Annotated in this window: 17 protein-coding genes; 3 read left to right on the forward strand and 14 right to left on the reverse strand. The window is 47.6% G+C overall.

The features are described 5' to 3' along the window. Positions 1-89: 89 nt before the first annotated feature. Complete coding sequence (locus JO375_RS05060) at positions 90-338, forward strand: ArsR/SmtB family transcription factor (RefSeq protein WP_377570278.1); 249 nt, start codon at positions 90-92, stop codon at positions 336-338. 72 nt (positions 339-410) lie between these two features. Beyond that, complete coding sequence (locus tag JO375_RS05065) at positions 411-1,592, forward strand: MFS transporter (RefSeq protein WP_229523430.1); 1,182 nt, start codon at positions 411-413, stop codon at positions 1,590-1,592. A gap of 125 nt (positions 1,593-1,717) precedes the next feature. Here JO375_RS05065 and JO375_RS05070 read toward each other — a convergent pair whose 3' ends face one another. From JO375_RS05070 to JO375_RS05110, 9 genes are all read right to left on the reverse strand, one after another. Next, positions 1,718-2,398, reverse strand: coding sequence for a response regulator transcription factor (locus JO375_RS05070; protein ID WP_229523431.1), 681 nt, complete (start codon positions 2,396-2,398; stop codon positions 1,718-1,720). Positions 2,399-2,732: 334 nt separating this feature from the next. Continuing rightward, positions 2,733-4,550 (reverse strand): ABC transporter ATP-binding protein, encoded by a 1,818-nt coding sequence (locus JO375_RS05075; protein ID WP_377530116.1) that lies wholly within the window; start codon positions 4,548-4,550, stop codon positions 2,733-2,735. Between the two features lie 98 nt (positions 4,551-4,648). Next, a complete protein-coding gene (locus JO375_RS05080; RefSeq protein ID WP_229523432.1) occupies positions 4,649-5,947 on the reverse strand; it encodes an NCS2 family permease in 1,299 nt (432 codons plus the stop codon). Between the two features lie 105 nt (positions 5,948-6,052). Beyond that, positions 6,053-6,802 (reverse strand): tRNA threonylcarbamoyladenosine dehydratase, encoded by a 750-nt coding sequence (locus JO375_RS05085; protein ID WP_229523433.1) that lies wholly within the window; start codon positions 6,800-6,802, stop codon positions 6,053-6,055. A 160-nt stretch (positions 6,803-6,962) separates the two neighbouring features. Further along, complete coding sequence (gene aspS / locus JO375_RS05090) at positions 6,963-8,741, reverse strand: aspartate--tRNA ligase (protein WP_229523434.1); 1,779 nt, start codon at positions 8,739-8,741, stop codon at positions 6,963-6,965. A gap of 87 nt (positions 8,742-8,828) precedes the next feature. After that, positions 8,829-10,073, reverse strand: coding sequence for a histidine--tRNA ligase (hisS, locus tag JO375_RS05095; protein WP_229523435.1), 1,245 nt, complete (start codon positions 10,071-10,073; stop codon positions 8,829-8,831). Positions 10,074-10,984: 911 nt separating this feature from the next. Further along, positions 10,985-11,146 carry a hypothetical protein gene (locus JO375_RS05100; protein ID WP_229523436.1) on the reverse strand — a complete coding sequence of 54 codons (162 nt, stop codon included), beginning with the start codon at positions 11,144-11,146 and terminating at the stop codon, positions 10,985-10,987. A 122-nt stretch (positions 11,147-11,268) separates the two neighbouring features. Further along, positions 11,269-11,715: a D-aminoacyl-tRNA deacylase gene (gene dtd / locus JO375_RS05105; RefSeq protein ID WP_229523437.1), complete on the reverse strand. Its 447-nt coding sequence runs from the start codon at positions 11,713-11,715 to the stop codon at positions 11,269-11,271. Positions 11,716-11,854: 139 nt separating this feature from the next. Then, positions 11,855-14,032 carry a RelA/SpoT family protein gene (locus tag JO375_RS05110; protein ID WP_229523438.1) on the reverse strand — a complete coding sequence of 726 codons (2,178 nt, stop codon included), beginning with the start codon at positions 14,030-14,032 and terminating at the stop codon, positions 11,855-11,857. 267 nt (positions 14,033-14,299) lie between these two features. Between JO375_RS05110 and uraA the strand changes: the two genes are divergently transcribed. Beyond that, on the forward strand, positions 14,300-15,610 hold the full coding sequence (gene uraA, locus JO375_RS05115; protein WP_229523439.1) for a uracil permease: 1,311 nt from the start codon (positions 14,300-14,302) through the stop codon (positions 15,608-15,610). Between the two features lie 545 nt (positions 15,611-16,155). Here the strand turns inward: uraA and JO375_RS05120 are convergent. The 5 genes from JO375_RS05120 to secD form a co-directional block, all read right to left on the reverse strand. After that, positions 16,156-16,668: an adenine phosphoribosyltransferase gene (locus tag JO375_RS05120; RefSeq protein ID WP_229523440.1), complete on the reverse strand. Its 513-nt coding sequence runs from the start codon at positions 16,666-16,668 to the stop codon at positions 16,156-16,158. Between the two features lie 69 nt (positions 16,669-16,737). After that, positions 16,738-19,134: a single-stranded-DNA-specific exonuclease RecJ gene (gene recJ / locus JO375_RS05125; protein ID WP_229523441.1), complete on the reverse strand. Its 2,397-nt coding sequence runs from the start codon at positions 19,132-19,134 to the stop codon at positions 16,738-16,740. A gap of 33 nt (positions 19,135-19,167) precedes the next feature. After that, positions 19,168-20,121, reverse strand: coding sequence for a cation diffusion facilitator family transporter (locus JO375_RS05130; protein ID WP_229523442.1), 954 nt, complete (start codon positions 20,119-20,121; stop codon positions 19,168-19,170). 187 nt (positions 20,122-20,308) lie between these two features. Continuing rightward, the gene (gene secF, locus JO375_RS05135) at positions 20,309-21,226 is read right to left on the reverse strand and encodes a protein translocase subunit SecF (protein ID WP_229523443.1); all 918 of its coding nucleotides are present in this window, start codon (positions 21,224-21,226) and stop codon (positions 20,309-20,311) included. Then, entirely contained in the window at positions 21,216-22,472 is a 1,257-nt protein-coding gene (gene secD, locus JO375_RS05140; RefSeq protein WP_229523444.1) for a protein translocase subunit SecD, read from the reverse strand. The genes secF and secD overlap by 11 nt, the downstream gene beginning before the upstream one ends. Positions 22,473-22,549 lie beyond the last annotated feature (77 nt).

Here is a 22,549-nt window from a genome sequence, read left to right on the forward strand (position 1 = left end):
TCCCTTTTATGACTTGATTTGTAGCAATATCGTAGTACAATAGTTTTATGACTACTCAAACAAAAATAAATGATGAGCTCAGAGTCAAAATGTTTAAGGCGTTAGCTGATGAAACAAGATTGGACATCATACGAGCTCTTTACACCAGTAAGAAGGAGATGAATTGTGGAGAAGTAGGACACATTTGCGATACTACGAAATCGAATACATCGTATCACTTGCGTACTTTAAAGGAGGCGAAATTGATCAAGGTACGAAAAGAAGCTCAAGCGAAGTATATGAGCATCGATTTGGAGGCATTTCAAACTTACTTACCCGGATTTCTGGATACGTTGTAGAAAGAAATTCTTTTTTTCTTCATTAGTTCAATATTTGTTGAACTATGGAACTAACTGCAAAGGGTGAATAGAATGATCAAATTAACTGCTTTATTCTTCCTCATCATGTTTGTTATCGGTACGGATACGTTTTTGATTTCTCCGCTCATCCCCACTCTTCAGAACTTGTTTCATATCCCGACTGAATATTCCGGTTGGATGGTGGGGTCTTATGCTTTAGGTTATGCCATTTTTGCACTGATTGCTGGACCGCTTTCCGATGGATGGGATCGCAAAAAAGTAATGCTTTCCGGCATGGTCTGCTTCTCGGTTTCAACCATGTTATGCGGCTTTGCCACAGGTTTTTGGTCGATGTTCTTCTTCCGTTTTTTAGCCGGAGTCAGCGCAGCATTTACGGCGCCTCAAGTCTGGGCCTCGATCCCTGCTCTGTTTCCAACGTCAAAAATCGCCAAAGTATCAGGAATCGTCATGGCAGGCTTGGCTGCTTCCCAAGCGTTCGGCATCCCTATTGGAAGTCTGCTTGCCTCAACCCATTGGTATTATCCTTTTTTTACAATTGGTGCATGTGCATTATTGGTAGCGGTATTCATCTTCTATGCTTTGCCCGAAATGAAACCGAATCAAGGGCAAAAAACCAGGACTCCGATTTTCAGCAGATACATCCCATTATTGAATAGCCGAATGGCGAGAAAGGCTTTCCTCGCTCATTTCTTATTTCAATGCGGATTCTTTGCTGCCTTTTCTTTCATTGGAAAATGGGTGACGGATCGCTTTCATCTTTCAATTGATCAAGCGGGGTACGTGATGTTTTTTCTTGGTCTCGGGAATATAGTCGGGAGCTTCGGCGGTGCCTATGTGATCAAAACGTTAAACCGTTTCAATACGCTGGTTGTGGGCTTTCTTGTCTCTATCGCATGTTTTATTGTTTTGCCTCACTTGCCATCGATTGCGGCTTTCGAAAGTGTTTACTTTTTCATATTCGTTAACATGGGAATCACTTTTCCGCTAATATTGGGAATGCTGAATTCATTAAACCCGACCATCCGCGGCACGATCTCCAGCTTGGCCAATTCAATCATGTACGCTGCGACAACGATCGGTTCTTGGATCGCAGGCCTGGTTTACGCGACTTTTAACGGTTTTTCCGCCGTGGGCATTTTTGCAGCTATTTGCTTTGCCGGTTCGTTGCTATCTTTTATATTAAGTGGTATTTTGACTAGTCACTCGAAAACAAAAAAGGAACTTGCATCATAAATGCATAGAAGAAATTCAAATGGATACTTACGTACTGGAAGAAAACCTCCCAATGTTCAAAAAGCCCCCCGGGTCCATCGGCGCGCTTTCAAGAGAACGTATGCAATTGGATCGTGTATACTAATCTATCTATCAACAGAAAAACGATACCCGATTCCCCAGACAGTTTTGATGTATTTCGGATTCGTGGGATTTTCCTCTATTTTGGTCCGCAGGTGTCTGATATAGACCATAATCGTATTATTATCAACAACTGTATCTTTCCATATGTTTTGATAGAGCTGTTCTTTCGAGAAGACCTGATTGGGGTGCTCCATAAAAAATTTCATGAGTTGTAATTCTTTTGATGATAATGCGATTTCCTGATTATTTTTTTGAAACGTATAGGTATGATGATTGAATAGAAATGGTCCCAACGCAATTCGTGAGGCTTGTTGTGTAGATTCCTGAAGCTGGCGGTATCTTTTAATCTGGTTCTTTACCAGAGCACAAAGCACAGGAGGACTAAATGGCTTGGTAATATAGGCATCTGCCCCAAGTCCAAGTCCAATGATCTGATCTGTGTCTTCTTTTTTCCCGCTCAGAAAAATGATTGGCGTATGAATGCCCATATTACGCGTTTGACCAAGCACATCATAGCCATCAATATTTTCCATCATAATGTCCAGGAGGACGAGATCGAATGGCTCCTCGCTAATCATCCGCATGGCTTCCATGCCGTTTTCAGCCTGAAACACAACCATTCCATCGGCTTCAAGAACCGTTTTAATCAATTTCCTGATGGCGTTTTCATCGTCAACGACCAATACTCTAGGCTTGCTCATTCTTGACCCCATTCCTTTCTATCCCACGATACAGCCGCTTGCGAAAATGTCATATTTTAGTCTAGCACCATTTTAGCCAGCTCTATATGCTGTATGTCATACCGCTTCAAAAAGCTCCCTGATTCCTTGTTAAATATCATTATACAACCTCTTTTTCAAGATTTTAGAAAAATGAAAAACATTCTACCCTTGATCTTCCCTGTCCTTTCATAAAAGTATGGGCCTTTGCCTCTGAATTCCACCCTTGTTCCCATTACAATCAGAGGAATTCAGAGGCAACAGCGATCGGAGGATCAAATCACACGCGAAGCGGCCACTAATGCTCCATACTCTTCTCTCTCATCTCTACAAACTGCTTTTGAGCCAGCTCGCGGTACACCTGATGGGACTCTAATAATTCGGCATGAGTTCCTGCACCCGTCACTCTGCCCTTGTCCAGCACGATAATTTGATCAGAGTGTACGACCGTAGACAACCGGTGGGCGATGACAATCGTCGTTCGTCCTTCCATCAAATTCGCCAGTGCCTTCTGCACCTCATGCTCGGATGAGCTGTCCAAACTAGAGGTGGCCTCATCCAGCATGAGAATGTCCGGGCTGCGAAGAAGCGCACGCGCAATGGCAATCCGTTGGCGCTGACCGCCGGACAGCTTCATGCCCCGTTCCCCTACCTCGGTATCATAGCCTTGAGGTAAATTCATTATAAACGTGTCCGCATACGCCATCCGGGCCGCCTCTCGTACCTCTTCCAAATCAGCTTCCCGTCCCAAACCATATGTGATATTATCTCTGACCGTTCCGGTCATCATCGAGCTTTCCTGCGACACATAACCGATTTTGGAGCGCCAGGAGGATAATGTATAGGATGATATCGGTTCATCTCCATAACAGATTTCTCCGTTATTCGGCACATAAAAGCGCTCCAACAATGAAAACAGGGTGGATTTGCCGCTTCCGCTCGGACCTACGAACGCTGTTGTACGGTTAGCCGGAATGACCAAATTGGCACGATGAAGAACCTCTTCACCTTCAACATAGGAAAAAGCAACATCACGCAGCACAATATCCCTGCTCTCCTTTGCCGCTTCCTGTTTCAATTCCAGTGGTTCCTCTTCATGATCCAAAATCGTCTGGATTCGCTCCGTAGCTCCAACTACCTTTTGCAAACGTGAATACAGGGTCGTGAATTGTGCCATTGGGGTAATCACCTGAAACAGCAGCAAAATAAAAGCTACTAAATCCCCGGCAGTCAGCACGCCCGATGCCACTCGTACGCCGCCTACCCCCAAGATAACGACCAGCACCGCTGTCATCAGGAAGGTCGACATTGGCCCGATAAGAGCCAAAATACGGGATTCCTGCAGACCAAAGCGGAACATCCGGTAGATGCGGTCCTCACCGGCCTTTGCTTCTCTGCTTTCCGTTCCGTAGGCCTTCACCAGCCTGATTTCGCCGATAACCTGACTCAGCACTGAGGTCAGATCAGCCATCTCATCCTGCTGCTTTTTAGAGATACGATACATTTTCCTCCCGACCGGGAACAAAATCAGAACTGTTAGCGGAACAATGGCCATAATAATGAGCGTCATAACCCAATCCAGATAAAATAGCAGTGCAATACCACCAATAATCGCAATCACATTCGAAACCAGATTGACCAAATACTCTGTAATAAGGTTCATAATCAAGCTCGTATCATTGGTGACACGACTCATCGTATCTCCTGACCGATTCCGGTCAAAGTACGGAATGGGAAGAGATAAAATTTTATACCATAGACGTTTACGCAAATTAGCGACAATTTTGTGCCCGGCAAAGTTCAGCATATAAATCGAAACCGCCGAAGCCACAGCTTGAAGGACAAAAGCGCCGATGAGTCCAACAATGACCATCCGGTTCAGTGAAGAAAAGGTCAAACCGTCGATCAGTCCCTTGGTCATCATCGGTACAATTAAACCGGCCATCGTCTGAACCAGAGTCAGGATCAGGGCAATGGTGAGAATGGCTTTGGGCGGATGTGCACTTGCAATCAATTTGATAAACTTGCCCATGCCAGCTTTATCGGGTCTTTTGCTTGAATTTTCCTCCTTCCAGTCCTGTTGTTCACTTTCCTGTAAATGATGCTCATTCCCCATAACTATCAACCTCACTTCCGTTCTGGTCATACACTTATCCAAATAACAACACCCGCGCGCTGCGCGGGTATAAACAGTACATCCTATCTTTGAGTTTACTACACCAGAGAATGAAGCACAAAATTAGCCACAAACAGTACAGAAATGATATACAGTGCAACAGGCACTTCCTTGCCTCGTCCTGCGGCTAGCTTGGCCATGGGATATGCAATAAATCCAAAAGCCATCCCATCTACAATACTGTAGGTAAAGGGCATCATCACCATAATCAGAAATGCAGGAAACGCCTCGGTAAAATCGCTAAAATCCATCTCACGCACGTTTTGCACCATAAGTCCGCCGATAATGATGAGCACCGGGGCAATGGCACTATCGGGAATGTAAGCCAGCAGCGGGATACAGAAAAACGTCGCCCCGAATAATATAGCCGTTACCAGCGGTGTCATGCCCGAGCGTCCGCCCGCTGCAATGCCAGCCGTCGATTCTGCCGCAGCTACAGCCGGGCTGCTGCCTAAAATGCCGGCCAAAATATTGGTTACAGCCAGCACACGCAAGCTATTTTTAAAGGTTTCCGGTCGGCCAATCATGCTGGTCTGCGCAGTAATCATACCAATATTTTCAAACAGTACAATCAACAGCAGGAGAAAAACAGCGATCCAGAAGGCCACCGACACGATGCCTGATATGGAAAGCTCTCCAAACAATTGGCCATACTGGCGCACAGTTTCAGAGGTTCGCACCGTGCTTGCCTGCTCAACAGCTCCCAATATGTAAGCAAGTCCGGTTCCTGCCAGAATGCTGATCAAGAGCCCGCCCTGGACGTTGCGGACGAACAGCACAATAGCGAGCAGCAACGTTGCACAAGCCGTGATCACCTTGGGATCATTAAAATGACCGATGGCTACAAAAGTCGTTTGATGGGCAATCACGATACCGCTTTTTTGCAGTCCGATAAAGGTTAAAAACAAGCCGATGCCTACTGTGATTCCATGCTGTAAATTATGGGGAATGGCCTGACTGATCAGCTTGTACAAAGATGTAAATGCGACAAGGGCGAATAAAATCCCTGTGATGCTTACCACCATCAATGCTTCCTGCCAGTTCAGCTTCATCGAGTGTACAAGTGTATAAGTGAAAAAGGCATTGATTCCCATCCCTGGCACAACGACTATTGGAGATTTTCCGCCAAAAGCCATCAGCAGGCAGCCAATAATGGATGTAAGCAGTGTCCCGAGCATCGCCCCTTGCAGAGGAATACCGGCATCTGCCAAAATGGTCGCATTGACCATCACAATATACACAACGGAAAAATAAGAAATGGCACCGGCGGCCAATTCCTTTTTCCAATGATGCTCGGGTTTGAAACCGAGACTTCTGGACCATAGTCCACTCTTCATACCAAAACCCTCCAGCAAGTTGTTCAATCTGGTTGCAGCAGGCTGCGCTATTCAAAACAAAAAGAGCTGTAGCAGGCTGTGACACCGCGGATATGATGTACAGAACTACACGCCAGCCTGCTCCAACAGATCCTTGACGGCCACACTGACCATGATCAGACCTGCTACCGGAGGTACAAAAGCATTGCTCGCAGGCGGCTGCTTCGCCTTCCGGATTTCCGGTGCATTTGCAGGTACGATTTTTTTCGTAATGTCTTCGCGCGGCTTCATGGGCTCCTCATCGGAGAATACGACCTTGACACCTTTAGTAATGCCTTCCTTCCGCAGCTTGGTGCGAATAACACGGGCAATCGGGTCCATTCTCGTCTGGGAAATATCCGCCACTTGAAAACGACTCGGGTCCATTTTGTTGGCGGCACCCATACTGGAGATCATTGGGATTCCACGTTTCAGACATTCCTTGATCAAGTGAATTTTGTACATAATGGTATCCGAGGCATCCAATACATAATCCAGATCGTATTTAAACAGCTCTTCATAGGTTTCTTCTGTATAAAACATGTTAAGCGCAATTGCTTCACATTCAGGATTAATCAGTTTCACACGCTCTACCATCAGATCGGCCTTTTTTTGACCCACCGTTGTCGTCAGCGCATGAATCTGGCGGTTAATGTTGGTAATATCTACAACATCCTTATCAATCAAAATAATACGTCCGACACCCGACCGGGCCAGTGCTTCCACTGCGATCGAGCCGACTCCGCCAATCCCCAACACGGCCACCGTACTTTTTTTCATCACTTCCAGACCCTCAGAACCGATGGCCAGCTCCGTTCTTGAAAATTGATGCAGCATGTGGTACATCCTCCCTTACTGATTTTAACTCCAGGCTTAAATTCTTGGCATACAAACCACGAACCCATTATCCAAAAAGGGTAACGGGTTCATGGCATTTTATAAGCTATTTTACAAGCCAATGGATGGACTTGCCAAGCCGCAACCTTTGCCTTATGTCTTAATCTTTAGGCGCAACAGGCTTCGGAGCAAGACGGATATGAAGCTGTTCCAATTGAGCCTGATCCACTTCGGATGGTGCATCCATCAGCGGGTCTGTTGCACTGGCTGTTTTCGGGAATGCAATCGTTTCACGTAGGTTTGTGCGACCTGCAAGCAGCATGACCAGACGGTCAAAACCGAAGGCAATACCACCGTGTGGAGGCGTGCCATATTCGAACGCATCCAGCAGATAGCCGAATTTATCTTTCACTTCTTCCGGCGGCAGGTTGAGCGCCTTGAACATTTTCTCCTGAACTTCACGTTTGTAAATCCGCATCGAGCCGCCACCCACTTCGTAGCCGTTCAGCACGATGTCATAGGCCTGAGCACGAACTTGGCCCGGATCGGTGTCCAAGAGGGCCAGGTCTTCGTCCTTCGGACGTGTGAACGGATGGTGTTCCGCTACATAACGTTTTTGTTCTTCGTCATAGCCCAAAAGCGGGAAGTCTACGACCCATGCAAATTTGAATGTGTTATCGTCGATCAGTCCCAAATGACGGCCAATTTTCAGACGAAGCGCGCCTAATACATCAGCAACCACTTTTTTGTTATCCGCCGAGAAGAGCAACAGGTCGCCTTCTTCCGCTCCCGTGCGCTCCTTGAGTGCTTCGATTTCCTCTGGTGCAAAGAATTTAACGATCGGCCCCTTGAATTCGCCTTCCTTCACTTGAATCCAGGCCAGGCCTTTGGCTCCATAGCGTGCTGCATATGGTCCCAGGTCATCAATGTCCTTGCGGCTCCATGTGCCACAACCTTTGGCATTGAGAACTTTTACCTCCCCGCCTTTTTCAATTACGGAAGCAAACACTTTGACACCACTGGATGCCACGATATCACTAACTTGAATCAGCTCAAGACCAAAACGCAGGTCTGGTTTGTCCGAGCCGTACTTGTCCATTGCTTCTGCATGGGTGATTCGTTGGAATGGTGTTTCCAGTTCTACACCGATTGTTTCCTTAAACAGTCTGACCATAAGACGCTCCATCATAGGCAGCAGGTCATCCTGTTGCATAAAGGAGGTCTCAATGTCGACCTGCGTAAATTCAGGTTGACGGTCAGCACGCAAGTCTTCATCACGGAAACAACGAGCAATTTGATAGTAGCGTTCCAGGCCGCCCACCATCAGCAATTGCTTGTACAATTGCGGCGATTGCGGCAAGGCGAAAAACTCGCCTTCATGCACCCGGCTAGGCACCAAATAGTCACGCGCGCCCTCCGGCGAGCTTTTCGTCAGGATTGGTGTTTCCACCTCGATGAATTCTTCACCGTCCAGGAAGTCACGGAACACCTTAGCCGCTTTGGAACGCAATTTCAATGTCTGATGCATCTCAGGACGACGCAGGTCCAGATAACGGTATTTCAAACGCAGCGATTCGTCTACCTCTACGCCATCTTCAATGAAGAATGGTGGTGTTTTGGACGCATTCAATACTTCGATTTCAGTGACGCGCACTTCAATTTCACCTGTAGGCAGGTTCGGGTTGATCGTTTCGGCATCACGCTTGACAACGGTACCGGTAACCTCAAGCACATATTCACTGCGAACACGGTCCGCAATTTGCAGTGCATCACCGGAATAGGCCGGATTAAACACGGTTTGCACAATACCGCTGCGGTCACGCAGGTCGATAAAAAGTACGCCTCCCAAGTCACGACGGGTCTGTACCCAACCGTTCAATGTAACTGTTTCTCCGATATGCGCATCGGTTAATGCGCCGCATTGATGACTCCTTTTCATCCTACACACTCCTGTTTCATGTTTTAATGGTTCATGCTATGTGAGCAATCGAAGGAAACAGCCTCCGATTGTTGTTGCATCTCTTCTTTAGCCCAGCTCTTCCACCAATTGATCCAGCTTAACGGTTCGCTGCTCGCCGGTTTCCATATTCTTGAGTGCAATTTCGCCTTGTGCCAGCTCATCTTCGCCCAGAATCGCAGTATATCTTGCTTTAAAGCGATCCGCTGATTTCATCTGTGCCTTCATTTTACGGCCCAGATAATCTCGCTCCGCGGAAAATCCGGCTTGACGCAGCTTGAACAGCTGTTTGGTCACTTCCGTTTCTGCTGCTTCACCCAAAGCCACCATATAGACATCGAGCGGCTTGGCTTCATTCAGCTGAATACCCTGATGCTCCAGAATCAGATGAATACGCTCCAGGCCAATGCCGAAGCCGATTCCCGGCTGATCCGGTCCGCCCAGCTCTCCGACCAATCCGTTGTAGCGGCCGCCCCCGCCAATCGTGTCAATGGCGCCAATCCCTTCGGCTTTGAATTCGAACGCTGTCAGCGTATAATAATCCAGCCCTCGCACGAGACGCGGGTTAACAGTATACTCCACACCCATGGCATCCAGGTTTTGCTTCACTTTTTCAAAGTGTGTGCGCGACTCCTCATCCAGACTATCCAAAATCGAAGGCGCACCGCCAAACTTGTCCTGATCATCCTTGCTATCCAGCACCCGCAGCGGATTACGATCAATCCGCGCTTGGCTCTCCTTGGTCAGCGTGTCCTTAATTGGCAACAGGAAGTCGACCAGATGTTGACGATAGGCCGCGCGGCTGGCAGCATTGCCGACGGAGTTAATCTCCACCTTTACCCCTTTCAAGCCCAGCTCACGGCAGAATTGGTACCCGAAAGCGATAACTTCTGCATCCAGCGCCGGATCAACCGCCCCAAATGCTTCAATGCCAAATTGGTGAAACTGGCGCTGGCGTCCAGCCTGTGGACGTTCATACCGAAACATCGGGCCAATATAATACAGCTTGGTCAGATCCGGTTCACCATACAGTTTGTTCTCCACATAAGAGCGGACAACCCCCGCGGTTCCTTCCGGACGCAGCGTCATGCTGCGTTTGCCTTTATCCTCAAAAGTATACATTTCCTTTTCCACCACGTCGGTCGTTTCCCCCACACCACGAACGAACAAATTGGTTTGCTCAAACATCGGTGTACGGATCTCACGATAATTAAAGCGGCGGCTGATTTCACGGGCTTTTTCCTCGACAGCCTGCCATTTTTCTACATTGCCCGGCAGCAAATCCTGCGTCCCCGTCGGTTTTTGAAAGGTCATTAACGTATCCCCCCATCTGAATATGTCTTAAAAAAAACAAAAAATCCCTCGCCCTGTTAAAGATTAACAGGGACGAGGGATTGTCGTTTACAAATCACCCGTGGTACCACCCACATTCCGGAGTGTGTCGGGACAACAGCGCAAAAACGCTTAGGTACCCGTCAATCTTACACTGACTCCGCTCATACGTATAACGCCCGTAATGCGCAGTACGGCTATTATGCAGGGCTATCCGCTCTTGGCACAGTCACATGTGCTCTGTGGCAGATCCTCCTCAATTGTTCGCCGCCTGTTCTCGGGGAGGTCATTCGTCCGCTCATCAAGGGAATTTTTACAGCCTGGAAATTCCTCTCTGCGCTTGTGGGTTCGGAGTACTTGGTCCCGTCATCAAATCATTTTTCATTATTTTATGATTTTAATGAACTGCTTCGACAAAGTCAAGACATTCCCTTTAGAATGAACAATAAACAAGTCCTATATACAGAAAAAAACCTACGGAAACGGTCCGCAGGTTCAAAAGATATATCAAAAGGGGGTCATGCTGTTATTATAAACAACGAATATTAAGGAAAGATGTTTTGAATATTACATTTATATTACAGGGCACCTGCATTTCAGAATCCTCAACCTGGTAGCCAACAAAAATGCAATTTTACTCATAATTGTTCAGATCTCCTTTCCGTACCGTTTTCCTCAAGACGAGCTTTAAGTAACGTTTGTGACAAGTTTTCATTTGTCTGCCATGCTTTGTTATTACCCGCTTGATCTGTTTTTATAACCATAGATAGCAGCGAACGAGAAAAGGAGCCACTCGGCTCCTTCGCTGTCTTGCTGTTAAATGTTATTTACGGCCTAATTATGCCTACGCTCCGGTATCGTTTCATTAGCCATTCAATCCGTTGTATCAGGCCTTACCTGCGAGGTAAAGGACCACGTCCCGGTTTGTTCATAGCCGCTGAAGCATGCTGTAATAACGTATCTCCAGTGCGGGTAAGGCTGATCGCCTCCTGAATACTGCCGGGGAAAAGCAGCTCAACGCTTCGATAACCGTTCATTTTTGGGGGTTGACGCATCGCTTCGTCTCTCCTGTCATCCTAAGCCTGTCCATCTGGCTCATACCAGCTAGGATGAAATTATCGTCCCCCTGAACGGATATTTTATGCTCCCAGTATCAACACCATCCCCACGAATATAGCTACGAACGCTCGCTATCCAGAATCAGTGTCACCGGGCCCCAGTTCGTCAATGAAACATCCATCATGGCCCCAAAAATTCCCGTCTCGACCTCCAAGCCCTTGGCTCGAAGCTGGCTATTGAAAAAATCGTACAGGTTCTCTGCTTCCTCAGGCTTGGCCGCTCCCATAAAGTTAGGTCTTCTCCCCTTACGACAGTCACCATACAACGTAAACTGGGATACAGATAAGATAGAACCGCCAACATCCAGCACACTCTCGTTCATTTTACCTTCAGCATCTTCAAATATACGTAATCCCGCTGTTTTATCCGCCAAATAAACGGCATCCGCCGCCGTATCTCCCTGACCAATACCGACCAGCAGCATTAATCCGGCTCCGATCTTGCCGACCACCTTTTGATTAACCGTTACTTGAGCGTCTTTGCAGCGCTGAATAATGATCTTCATGTCTATCCGCTGTCTCCTTTAACCTTCCCCTTTAAAAGGCGCTTATAGCCGCAGCACGGCCCCTTTGGGAACCTGTGGGGTCCTTATACCCATAACATACGCTGCATAAGCCATTTAGCCTGCTGTAATGCTTAAAAGGTTATTGCATAATCCGATGCACGGTGTACACATCTTTTACCCGCTTGATTCGTTCGACAACCGAATGCAAATGATCTGTATTGCGTATTAGAATCGTGATGTGAATCATGGCCATTTTATTTTTATCCGTACGACCTGTAACGGCCGAGAAGCTGGTTTTGTTCTCGGATATAGCCTGAAGCACCTCGTTCAGCAAGCCATTGCGGTCATGGCCTGTAATTTCAATATCGACGCTATAATTAACCTCTGCCGCTTCTTCCCACTTGACCTCTATCACACGAGCCTGATCTTCATCCGTACCCGAAGGAATATTCGGGCAATCCGTCCGGTGAACCGATACGCCGCGGCCACGTGTTACATAACCGATGATGTCATCTCCCGGCACAGGATTACAACATCGCGCAAAACGTACGAGTAAATTATCGACACCTCTGATACTAACGCCATTGGTCGGTACTTTTTTCCGTTCGCCCTGCGGTCTGTATTCCTTCACCTCGGTCGTCAGCTCAATCAGCCGTGCCTCTTCCTGCTCCTTGCGCAGCTTCTCTGTCAGACGCGTGCAGACCTGCGCTGCAGTTATACCGCCAAAGCCAATCGCAGACAGCATATCCCCAATATCATTAAAAGAGAATTTGGCTGCTGCTTCCTGAAGCTTGTCGTCGCTCATCCATACCGAAGGCTCGATATCACGCTTTCTCAGCTCGCGTTCCAGACTCTCGCGCCCTTTTTCGATATTCTCCTCGCGCTTTTCCTTCTTAAACCATTGCTTGATTTTACTGCGCGCGTGAGAGGACTGAGCAATTTTGAGCCAGTCCTGACTAGGTCCGTAAGAATGCTTGGACGTCATAATTTCGACGATGTCACCGGTTTTAAGGCGATAATCCAGCGGCACAATCCTTCCGTTCACCTTGGAGCCAATCGTCCGGTTCCCAACTTCGGTATGAATACGGAAAGCAAAGTCGAGCGGAACCGATCCGGCAGGCAGCTCAATAACCTCCCCTTTTGGAGTGAACACAAACACAAGATCAGAGAAAAAGTCCATTTTGAGCGATTCCACAAATTCCGATGCGTCCTTCGCCTCATTTTGCAGCTCCAGAATCTCCCGAAAAAAAGTGATTTTATCTTCAATATTCGTATTGTTTGCTCCGTTGCCTTCCTTATATGCCCAATGGGCCGCAATCCCGAATTCAGCAGTGCGATGCATATCCACTGTGCGAATTTGTACTTCGGTAGGCTCCCCGTTGGGACCCACCACTGTCGTATGAAGGGATTGATACATATTCGCCTTGGGCATGGCGATATAATCCTTAAACCGCCCTGGCATTGGCTTCCACAATGTATGGATAATTCCCAGAGTGGCATAACAATCCTTTATGTTATCCACAATAATTCGAATGGCTAGCAAATCATAGATTTCATTGAATTGCTTGTTCTTTGTCGTCATCTTTCTAAACACACTGTAAATGTGTTTGGGACGCCCGGAAAGATCAGCCTGAATGCCCATCTCTTCCAGCTTTTCTCTGATACGCACGATAACATTATCAATAAATTGCTCCCGCTCAGCCCGTTTCTTATGCATCAAATTGGCGATGCGATAATACTGTTGAGGATTCAGATAGCGTAGAGCAATATCTTCCATTTCCCATTTAATCGCTGAAATACCCAAACGATTCGCAATCGGGCAGAAAATCTCCAGCGTTTCGTAAGCGATTCGCCGCTGACTTTCCTCCGACTGATACTTCAAGGTGCGCATGTTATGCAGGCGATCCGCCAGCTTAATTACGATGACACGAATGTCCTGTGCCATGGCAATAAACATTTTTCGATAATTTTCGTTCTGCTGTTCTTCCTTGGAACGGAACTGGATACGCTCCAGTTTCGTTAGACCATCGACAAGCATTGCACATGTATCGCCAAAATGCTCGCGAATCTGCGCCAAAGACACCGTCGTATCCTCCACAACATCATGTAAAAGAGCGGCGATAATGGAGATGGTATCCATCTGCATATTAACGACGATATCAGCAACCGCAAGCGGATGCAGAATATAAGGTTCACCGGACTTGCGAGTCTGCCCGGAATGGGCCTGCTCGGCAAAATCATAGGCATCCCTGATGCGGATAAGATCTGCTTCTCTGGTATAGGCCCCGGCCTTTTTAAGTAATTGCTCTATCCCCATTCTGCTCTATTCCGTGTCCTTTCTATGCAAAATGGAACCCGCCGATCATGTCGCGCAAAGGTTCCCTTTTAAAAGTGATTTTCTATAATTATGACGGTTACCACGTCACACGTCAACTATTACAGGCTTGGCATTGTCAGCTTCTTCCTTCGCACATGTGTCAATAAATCGGGAATGTTGACAAAAGGAAACGAATTATATTGAAAAATTTACGAAAAGTAATTAATGTATATAAGAATAATTGAAAGAACTAAGGAGTGAACTGCGTTGCAACGCGAAATTCAAGTTAATGAAAAGCTTCCGGCAGGCCCCGGTTTCCTGCTCAGCATACAGCATTTGTTTGCCATGTTTGGCAGCACCGTGCTGGTACCGAATATTTTCGGTGTCGATCCCGGCATGATTTTACTGATGAACGGTATCGGAACATTGTTGTACATATGGATCTGCCGCGGCAAAATTCCCGCCTATCTCGGCTCCAGCTTCGCTTTTATCGCTCCCGTCAGCCTCGTGCTTAAAAGCAATCCCGGCAGCAACGGCTACGCAATGGTGCTTGGGGCTTTCATCGTTACAGGTATGATTTTTTGCCTCGTCGGACTGGTGATCAAATATGCCGGAACCCGCTGGCTGGATGTTGTATTTCCACCCGCTGTCATGGGCTCTATTGTGGCCTTGATCGGTCTGGAGCTCGTTCCGGTTGCAGCAGGCATGGCAGGTATTATCAATGCAGATCCTACTAAAACGTGGACTCCTGATCCCAAAACCATTACGCTTTCCATGGTCACACTCGCAGTTACAGTTCTGGGTGCCGTACTGTTTCGCGGTTTTGCCAAAATCATTCATATTTTGATCGGTATCGTGGTAGGCTATGTGCTTGCTTATTTTATGGGGTTGGTCAATACACAGGCCATTGCAGACGCTCCTTTATTCGGACATCCTACAATTACCACTCCAGTATTCAACAGCTCGGCTATGCTGACGATTCTTCCTGTTGCTCTAGTTGTCATCGTAGAGCATATTGGTCATTTGCTCGTAACCAGCAACATTGTCGGCCGTGAGCTGTCCAAAGATCCCGGCCTGCATCGTTCTCTGCTGGGTAACGGTATTTCTACCGTGCTTTCCGGCTTTGTCGGCTCTACACCCAATACAACCTATGGTGAAAACATCGGTGTCATGGCATTAACGAAAGTATACTCCGTGTGGGTCATTGGCGGAGCCGCTGTCATTGCCATCCTGCTCTCCTTCTCGGGCACCTTCTCAGCCATTGTTTCCAACATCCCGTCTCCTGTTATGGGTGGCGTATCCTTGCTGTTATTCGGTGTTATTGCTGCGTCTGGCCTCAGAATTTTCGTTGAGCAAAAGGTGGACTTCGCCAAGCCGACCAATATGCTGCTCGCTACCGTCGTACTTATTGTCGGAATCAGCGGCGCTACGCTCAGCTGGGGCGCTGTTACCCTGAAAGGCATGGCGCTGGCAACAATCGTTGGGATTATCCTCAGCCTGTTCTTCAAGCTGATTGAAGTGCTTGGCTGGTCCAACGATAAAACACAGGAACCTTTGACGGAAAAAACACCGGATTGATCGCTGTCTCTTTACATTAAAACGCCGACTCATGAGGTACAGGTCAACTCGCACTTGCCTAAACAGCCAAGCGTGTTGATTCATGACCTCTATGAAGTGGCGTTTTTTTTCGAGTGCTTCCACATTCATCCCGTTGGTTCACGGCTCCCCTGCTTTGAAATACCGGATTCCAGATGACAGCATGGCTCCGTAAAGTTCATTTCTTTACTGCGTGCTATAGTCTCTGTATACCACAATCCTCAATGCTCATTCCCGTCACTAATGTTCTGCACTTTTAATCAGCATCGAAACGAGTAAAATATGCCGATCCACATTAGCTGTGATATCCGCTTTAACTCTCGCCAGAGATTCTAGAGCATTTTGCTTAATTTCCGCATCCATTTTTTTGTTTGATTTATCAACATTTTATTATGTAATATACATTCCCAGTCAAATCATGTTAAACAAAATAGTCCGGTGGAGCAACTCTTTAATTAAAGAGATGTTCCATCGGACTATTTAGGCATCCACATTAATATTTCCCGGGAAAACCCGGCCTCAACAGCTTAATATTTAATCAGCGTGAACACATCTACATCAGGCAGTTTCGCCCGGCCGTTGAGTTCAGACAGTTCTATAAGAAAAGCAGCTCCTGCCACATTTCCGCCAAGCTGACGCACCAGGTTTACGGATGTAGCAATGGTTCCACCCGTAGCGAGCAGGTCATCCGCAATCAGAACATTTTGCCCCGGCTTAATAGCATCCTTGTGCATAGCCAGCATGTCCTTGCCATACTCCAAGCCGTATGCTTCCTCAATCGTTTCCCCAGGCAGCTTTCCGCTTTTGCGAATAGGAATAAAGCCAACACCAAGAGCGTAGGCTAGAGGTGCGCCTACAACAAACCCGCGCGCTTCGGGACCTGCAATCAAATCAATGTTCAACTCGGATACAAGTTCCTTCATATCGTTGATTGCCTTGCGGTACAGGTCGCCATTTTTCATCAAGGTCGTAATGTCCTTAAAACTAATCCCTGGTTGTGGAAAATCGGGAATCACCCGAATATATTCTTTGTAGTCCAACTTAGTTCCTCCTACTGTAAACTTCTAGATTAGTATATCCACCCTACAACATAAGCTTGAGGCCATTACTTAAGATGCGCCCATCATAAGCGACATAATCCAACTCGTCATCTGGAGTGTATCCGCATCCAGCAAATAACTTTCCATTTCAACCAGATTATACAGTTCCTGATAGCGCGGAGAAGTCGTCAAATCACGCTTGGGCGGATTGGGCATAAAACAAAATTGTCCTTCTGCACGCGTTATAAACTCAAGCTCCTCAAAGATGTCCAGCACTTTGGATAACATACGTACTGAACAGGAGCACTGCCGACTAAGAGCCGGCAGCATTGCTTTTTCATCCACAGGCTGCGTTCCTACTCGGGAAAGCACAACATAAATACGCTTGAACAGCTCCCTGTCCGGGATAACGAGCCGGCCGGCACGTTCACTAACCGAATGCAGGAGAAATACATTTTCTACATTCTCAAAGGTAGACCATACTGCCTGCAGCTGCCCGGGTGTCTCCGGAGGCTCCAGCACGAACAGTGACTTGACAGATTGCTGTGCTTCCCTTTGACCGTTCGCGGGAGTAATACTGCCATCTTTATCGTATAGCCAAAAGGAATCAGTGCTCACGGAACCCGCTGGAGCCAACCTGGAGTCAGGATGTGCCAATATCGCAACATCGCTTTTTCTCTCCTCTACACGCGGATGGAAGATGTTCAGTCCCCGTTCCAGCTCAGCGATCGGATTCGATACTCCGCGATAATCGAAAATTTGCGGAGCCTGTACACGAATATCCTGCATCATCAATTGGAGCGAGCGTTTACCGTTCCACTCGTTAATTGACAGTTCGCCCAGCAAATCCAGCTCTGTCTGTTCCTGTAGAAAATCAGCCAAATCGCCGCGCCGGAAGGCAACCGCATCCAGTGACAATCCGTTCTGCTCCAACAAGAGCTTCACATGATTTTTCTCGCGTCCCATTTTTCGAGCCTCGCGTAATTGAAGACCCTCTAATATGAAACGTGGAGAAGGGTTCCCCATGCCAAAAGGCTGCAGCAGCTCCAGTTCCTCAACCGCCCGTAAGGACACCTCGTCCAGACGACAGACCATATCTGCCTCGGCTACCGGGATGAGGTCTTCGGGCGTCAGAATTGAATTGGCATACCGGTTAAGCCGCTCCTCGAACCATTCCAGATTGTCACGAGCCAGCGTCATACCTGCAGCCGAAGGATGGCCGCCAAAATGCTCCATCAGCTCTTGGCTGTCTCTAAGAGCACTGTAAATGTCCAATGCTGGAATCGAACGGGCGGAGCCCTTGCACATACCTGTCTCGGCATCTATGCCAAGAATAATGGTTGGACGATAATAGCGATCCAACAGCTTGGATGCCACAATTCCGACAACACCTACGTTCCAGTCTTCACCCGCCAAAACAATAACGGAGGGAAGTACGCCTCCATTCAGCTTGGCTGCCAACTGCTGCTCAGCCTGCTCCACAATTCGATCGACTACCTGTTGGCGCTCACGGTTAAGCAGATCAAGCGCATGTGCAAGCTGATCCGCTTCTTCGTCTTGTTGAGTCGTCAGCAGAGACACAGCTCGTCCCGCATGATCCAGACGCCCACTGGCATTAATCCGCGGAGCCAGGGCAAATGCGATGTTGACCGAAGTCACGGTAGACATATCCACACCTGCTACACTGAGCAAGGCCCGAATCCCAGGAAACGCAGAGCTTCTCATGGATTGAAGCCCTCTGCGCACCATCGCGCGATTCTCACCATGTAACGGCATCAGATCTGCTACTGTACCAATAGCGGCGATTTCAAACCATTCCTCAGGTACCTCATCCAGCAGCGCCTGTGCCAGCTTCAGAGCAACACCGACACCTGCAAGGCCTTTGAACGGGTATGTACAACCGGGCAGCTTCGGATTAATCAAGGTGTACGCCTTGGGTAGCACAGCAGGCGGCTCATGGTGATCGGTCACAATCACATCAATGCCTAAGGAAGTCGCATAAGCAATTTGCTCCACTGCACTAATTCCGGTATCCACCGTAATGACCAGCGTAACTCCCTGCTGATGAGCCCAATCCAGGGCATGATTGTGAAGCCCATATCCCTCGTTCGAACGGTGGGGAATATAAATGTCATAAGAAGCCTTGAGGAAACGCATAAGCTGAATCATCAATGATGTACTGGATACTCCGTCCGCATCATAATCGCCATAGATTAAAATATGCTCGTTGCTCTCCAGAGCTTTACGAATTCTCAGCATGGCCTCTTTCATACCAAGAAGCAGATAAGGGTCGTGTATATCATTCACACTTCCGTACAAAAAGCGGTTTGCTTCCCCGGCCGTAGTGACGCCCCGGTTCACTAAAAGCCGGGACAACAATGGTGAAATCCCCAGCTCTTCTGTTAACGGCTGAGCCGCTGCCAGATTCGTATCCGGGGTCTTCCATCTATACTGCGAATGAAGCAATCCTGTTCACCTTTCTTTCAGCGTCACCCCGCATTATTGCAGCAATGACGACACATCATTATCCGGCAGTTCATGATTAGTTTTGTAAGGATACCCGGCTTGGTAGGAAATGAACTGCATCTGTACATGGGTTACCTGTGGAAAACGGGACATCAGTAAATTTTTAGCCCGATCGGCAATTTCTTGCGCTTCCTGTACCGTAATCCGGGGGTTCACACTAATCGTTACATCAAGCATTACGAAATGACCTGCTTTCTGGGCATGGAAATGCTCAATCGTTACAATACCATACACCCGTTGTATCGTCTCCATAAAACACTGGGAGTCTTCCTCTCGCAGGGGCTTCGCCGGTGCCTGATAAGCGGTATTCATCACCATCAGGTAACCTTTGCGCATTACCATACAGGCTACCAGCAAAGCTGCGGTTGGGTCAAGATACAACAACGCCGGCCATTCCATTGCTTTACCGGTCATTGCACCGATCATGCCGATCAATGCAATCAGCGACGCATAAAGCGAGTAGCGTTCATGATTAGCGTACATACCTGCTTCTGCTTTATGGCCATGTTTAATCGAATAGCGGTATTGAAACTGAAATAGTACTTCTCTCAGCACCAAAGCAACAAAAACAGTCGTTAATGCATACAAACTGGGAGCCTGCGGTTCCAGACTACTTAATGAGCGGACAGCCGAGATCGCTAGCTGTAGACCGCTCATCAGCACCAAAATAGCCAGCACCACAGAAATGACAGCTCGAACCTTTTCACCATTTCGCAGCCGTGCCAGCATCCCGTGTCCTGTACCATCTTTGGAAAGCAGGTCTTGCAAACGGAAGGCACTATCTGCAGCCGTGTACAGTGCGTCCCCGAGCAGTGCTTTACTGTTTGCCGCATAACCGACAGTCCCCTTTAGTACAGCAAGTGCGAGACTACCTACAATCCCGCTCCACGCTGTAGTTTCTAATGATCGGCTGCGTTCGCTATTCACAACGTTTCCCCCTCAGTCCTGAACTGACCCATTCCCGGTAAAGCTTCATCAATCTTGCCGAATCTCTTAAAATCATCATTCATGGGCCACTAACAGCCACACTCAAGGCAAATCTCAAAACCTTAGAAAACCGCGCCCAAGCAGACGCGGCTTTCTCTTTTCATTATACTACTGATATTTGCGTAACTTAAGACTTTGCCGTTTTGGCTGCGCCACCGCCAGCTGTCGGAGATTTTTGCTTGCCCTTCAAAGCTACCCACAGTGGGCTGGCAATGAAAATGGAGGAATAAGCACCGAACAGCAAACCGATCACCATCGCAAGCGAGAACATCCGAATTGACTCGCCGCCAAAAATGAACAAACATACAGAGGCAATAAACACAGTAAACACAGTTGCAAGTGATCGCGTCATCGTCTGTGCGATACTGTGATCGACAACCTGCTCCAAGTCAGCTCTGGACTTTTTCTTCGCAAATCGCAGATTTTCCCGGATCCGGTCAAAAATAACGACGGTGTCATTGATGGAGAAACCAACAATCGTCAGAATAGCCGTAATAAAGGTCAAGTTCACCTCAAGACGGAAAATGGAGAAAATGCTAATGACAAGAAACGCATCATGCAACAACGAAATAATGGCTGCAATCGCAAAACGCCATTCAAAACGAATCGAAATATAGACCGCGATGGCCACAGAGGCCAGCAAAATCGCCAATATCGCATTCCGTTCGAGCTCTTTCGCCATTTCCGTATCTACCGTATTAACCTCAAATGAAGCATTGGGATCAAGCTCTTTATTGAAAGAGATTTTAAAATCATTCACTTGCTGATCAGTCAACACCTGTGAAAAGCGAATACCAAAACGCTCTTTACCCGGTGTATAGTCGACATCTTTGCCGATTCCTTTTTTGTCCAGCAAAGATTGAATCTGTTGCTGTGTAACGACCTTGGTCAAATTGACATCCACGTTGGAACCGGAACGGAAATCAACTCCGTAATTCAAACCGAATATCGACAAGCTCAAAATACCAAGCAGTGTGATAATGATTGAGAAAGTGTAAAACCACTTGCTCATCTTGATATATTTCAAGTCCCAATTAAAGCGCACTGATATCACTCTCCTTCACACCAAAATACTTGGGCTTCTTCACAGCATCCGCTTTAACCAGCAGATTGAGCAAGAAGCGGGAGAAGAAGATATTCGTTAAAATACTGGTGACAATGTCAACGATGAGCACCAGAGCAAATCCTCGAACGGAGCCCGTCCCCAGACCAAACATGACCGCTGCCGCGATAACTGTCGTTATATTGGCATCCATAACAGTGCGGAACGAGGCCTTGCTGCCTGCGATGACAGAGGAACGAATGGTTTTGCCTGACTTGATTTCTTCTTTAATCCGTTCATACGTAATGATATTGGCATCGACGGCCATCCCGATCCCGAGCACGAAGGCTGCGATCCCCGGAAGCGTAAGCACGAAACCGCCCAAATAAAAGATAGCAAGCACCAGCCAAGTATGAACGATGAGACAGAAGCTGGCAATCAGTCCTGGTACACGGAACATCGCAATCATGAACACCAGAATAATGACTGAGCCGATTAAACCGGCACGGATCGTCTGATTCAGTGACAGCTGACCCAGCGTAGCGCCTACACTCTGGGAATATTTTTCCGTCAGTTTGAGCGGAAGTGCCCCCAGGTTAATCGTGTCGGCCAGCTTGTTCGCTTCTTCACGAGTGTAGCTGCCTGTGATCGACGCACTGCCATCCGTCAGTTCACTGCGTACCGTAGGTGCAGAGAGTAATTCATCATCCAGAAAAATAGCCAATTCTTTGTTAAGAAGCCGTTTTGTAATCTCTGCAAATTTGGCTTTGTCCTTCACTTTGATGCTAATTTCAGGTTTGTTCAGCTGGTCGTAGCCGACAACAGCGCCATTCTCTACAAAATCATCGCCGCGGAGCTCAATTTTGCTGTATTGCCCTGGCTTTTTTGCATCCGCTGCCGTTGCACTGCGGAATGTCAGCTCAGCAGGCTTTTTCAGCATGGAGCGGACCTCTGCCTCATTAGAGACACCGGCAAGCCGTACACGAATACGGTTGCTTCCCTCCGTTGTTACTTCCGGTTCAGTCGTACCGAGCTCGTTAATCCGTCTCTCCAGACTTTGCGCAGTTTGAATGAGAGACTGTTTGGTTACACTTTGCCCTGCTTCCAAAGGCTGGGCTTCATATAAAATTTCAAAGCCTCCCTTTAAATCGAGGCCTAGTTTTAAACTGTTCAGTAGGCCCGGGCTCGTCCCGACCATAACACCAGTTGTTATGAGCACGACCACGATGAAACTTAGAATTCTTTTCATTCCGTTCCATGTTCCCCTTTCATTCTCAATATTCCTATTATAGCTACCCCTCAAAAAGCAGTCAATTTGAACACAAA

Source organism: Paenibacillus farraposensis (genome assembly GCF_020736845.1).
GTDB classification, from domain to species: domain Bacteria; phylum Bacillota; class Bacilli; order Paenibacillales; family Paenibacillaceae; genus Paenibacillus; species Paenibacillus farraposensis.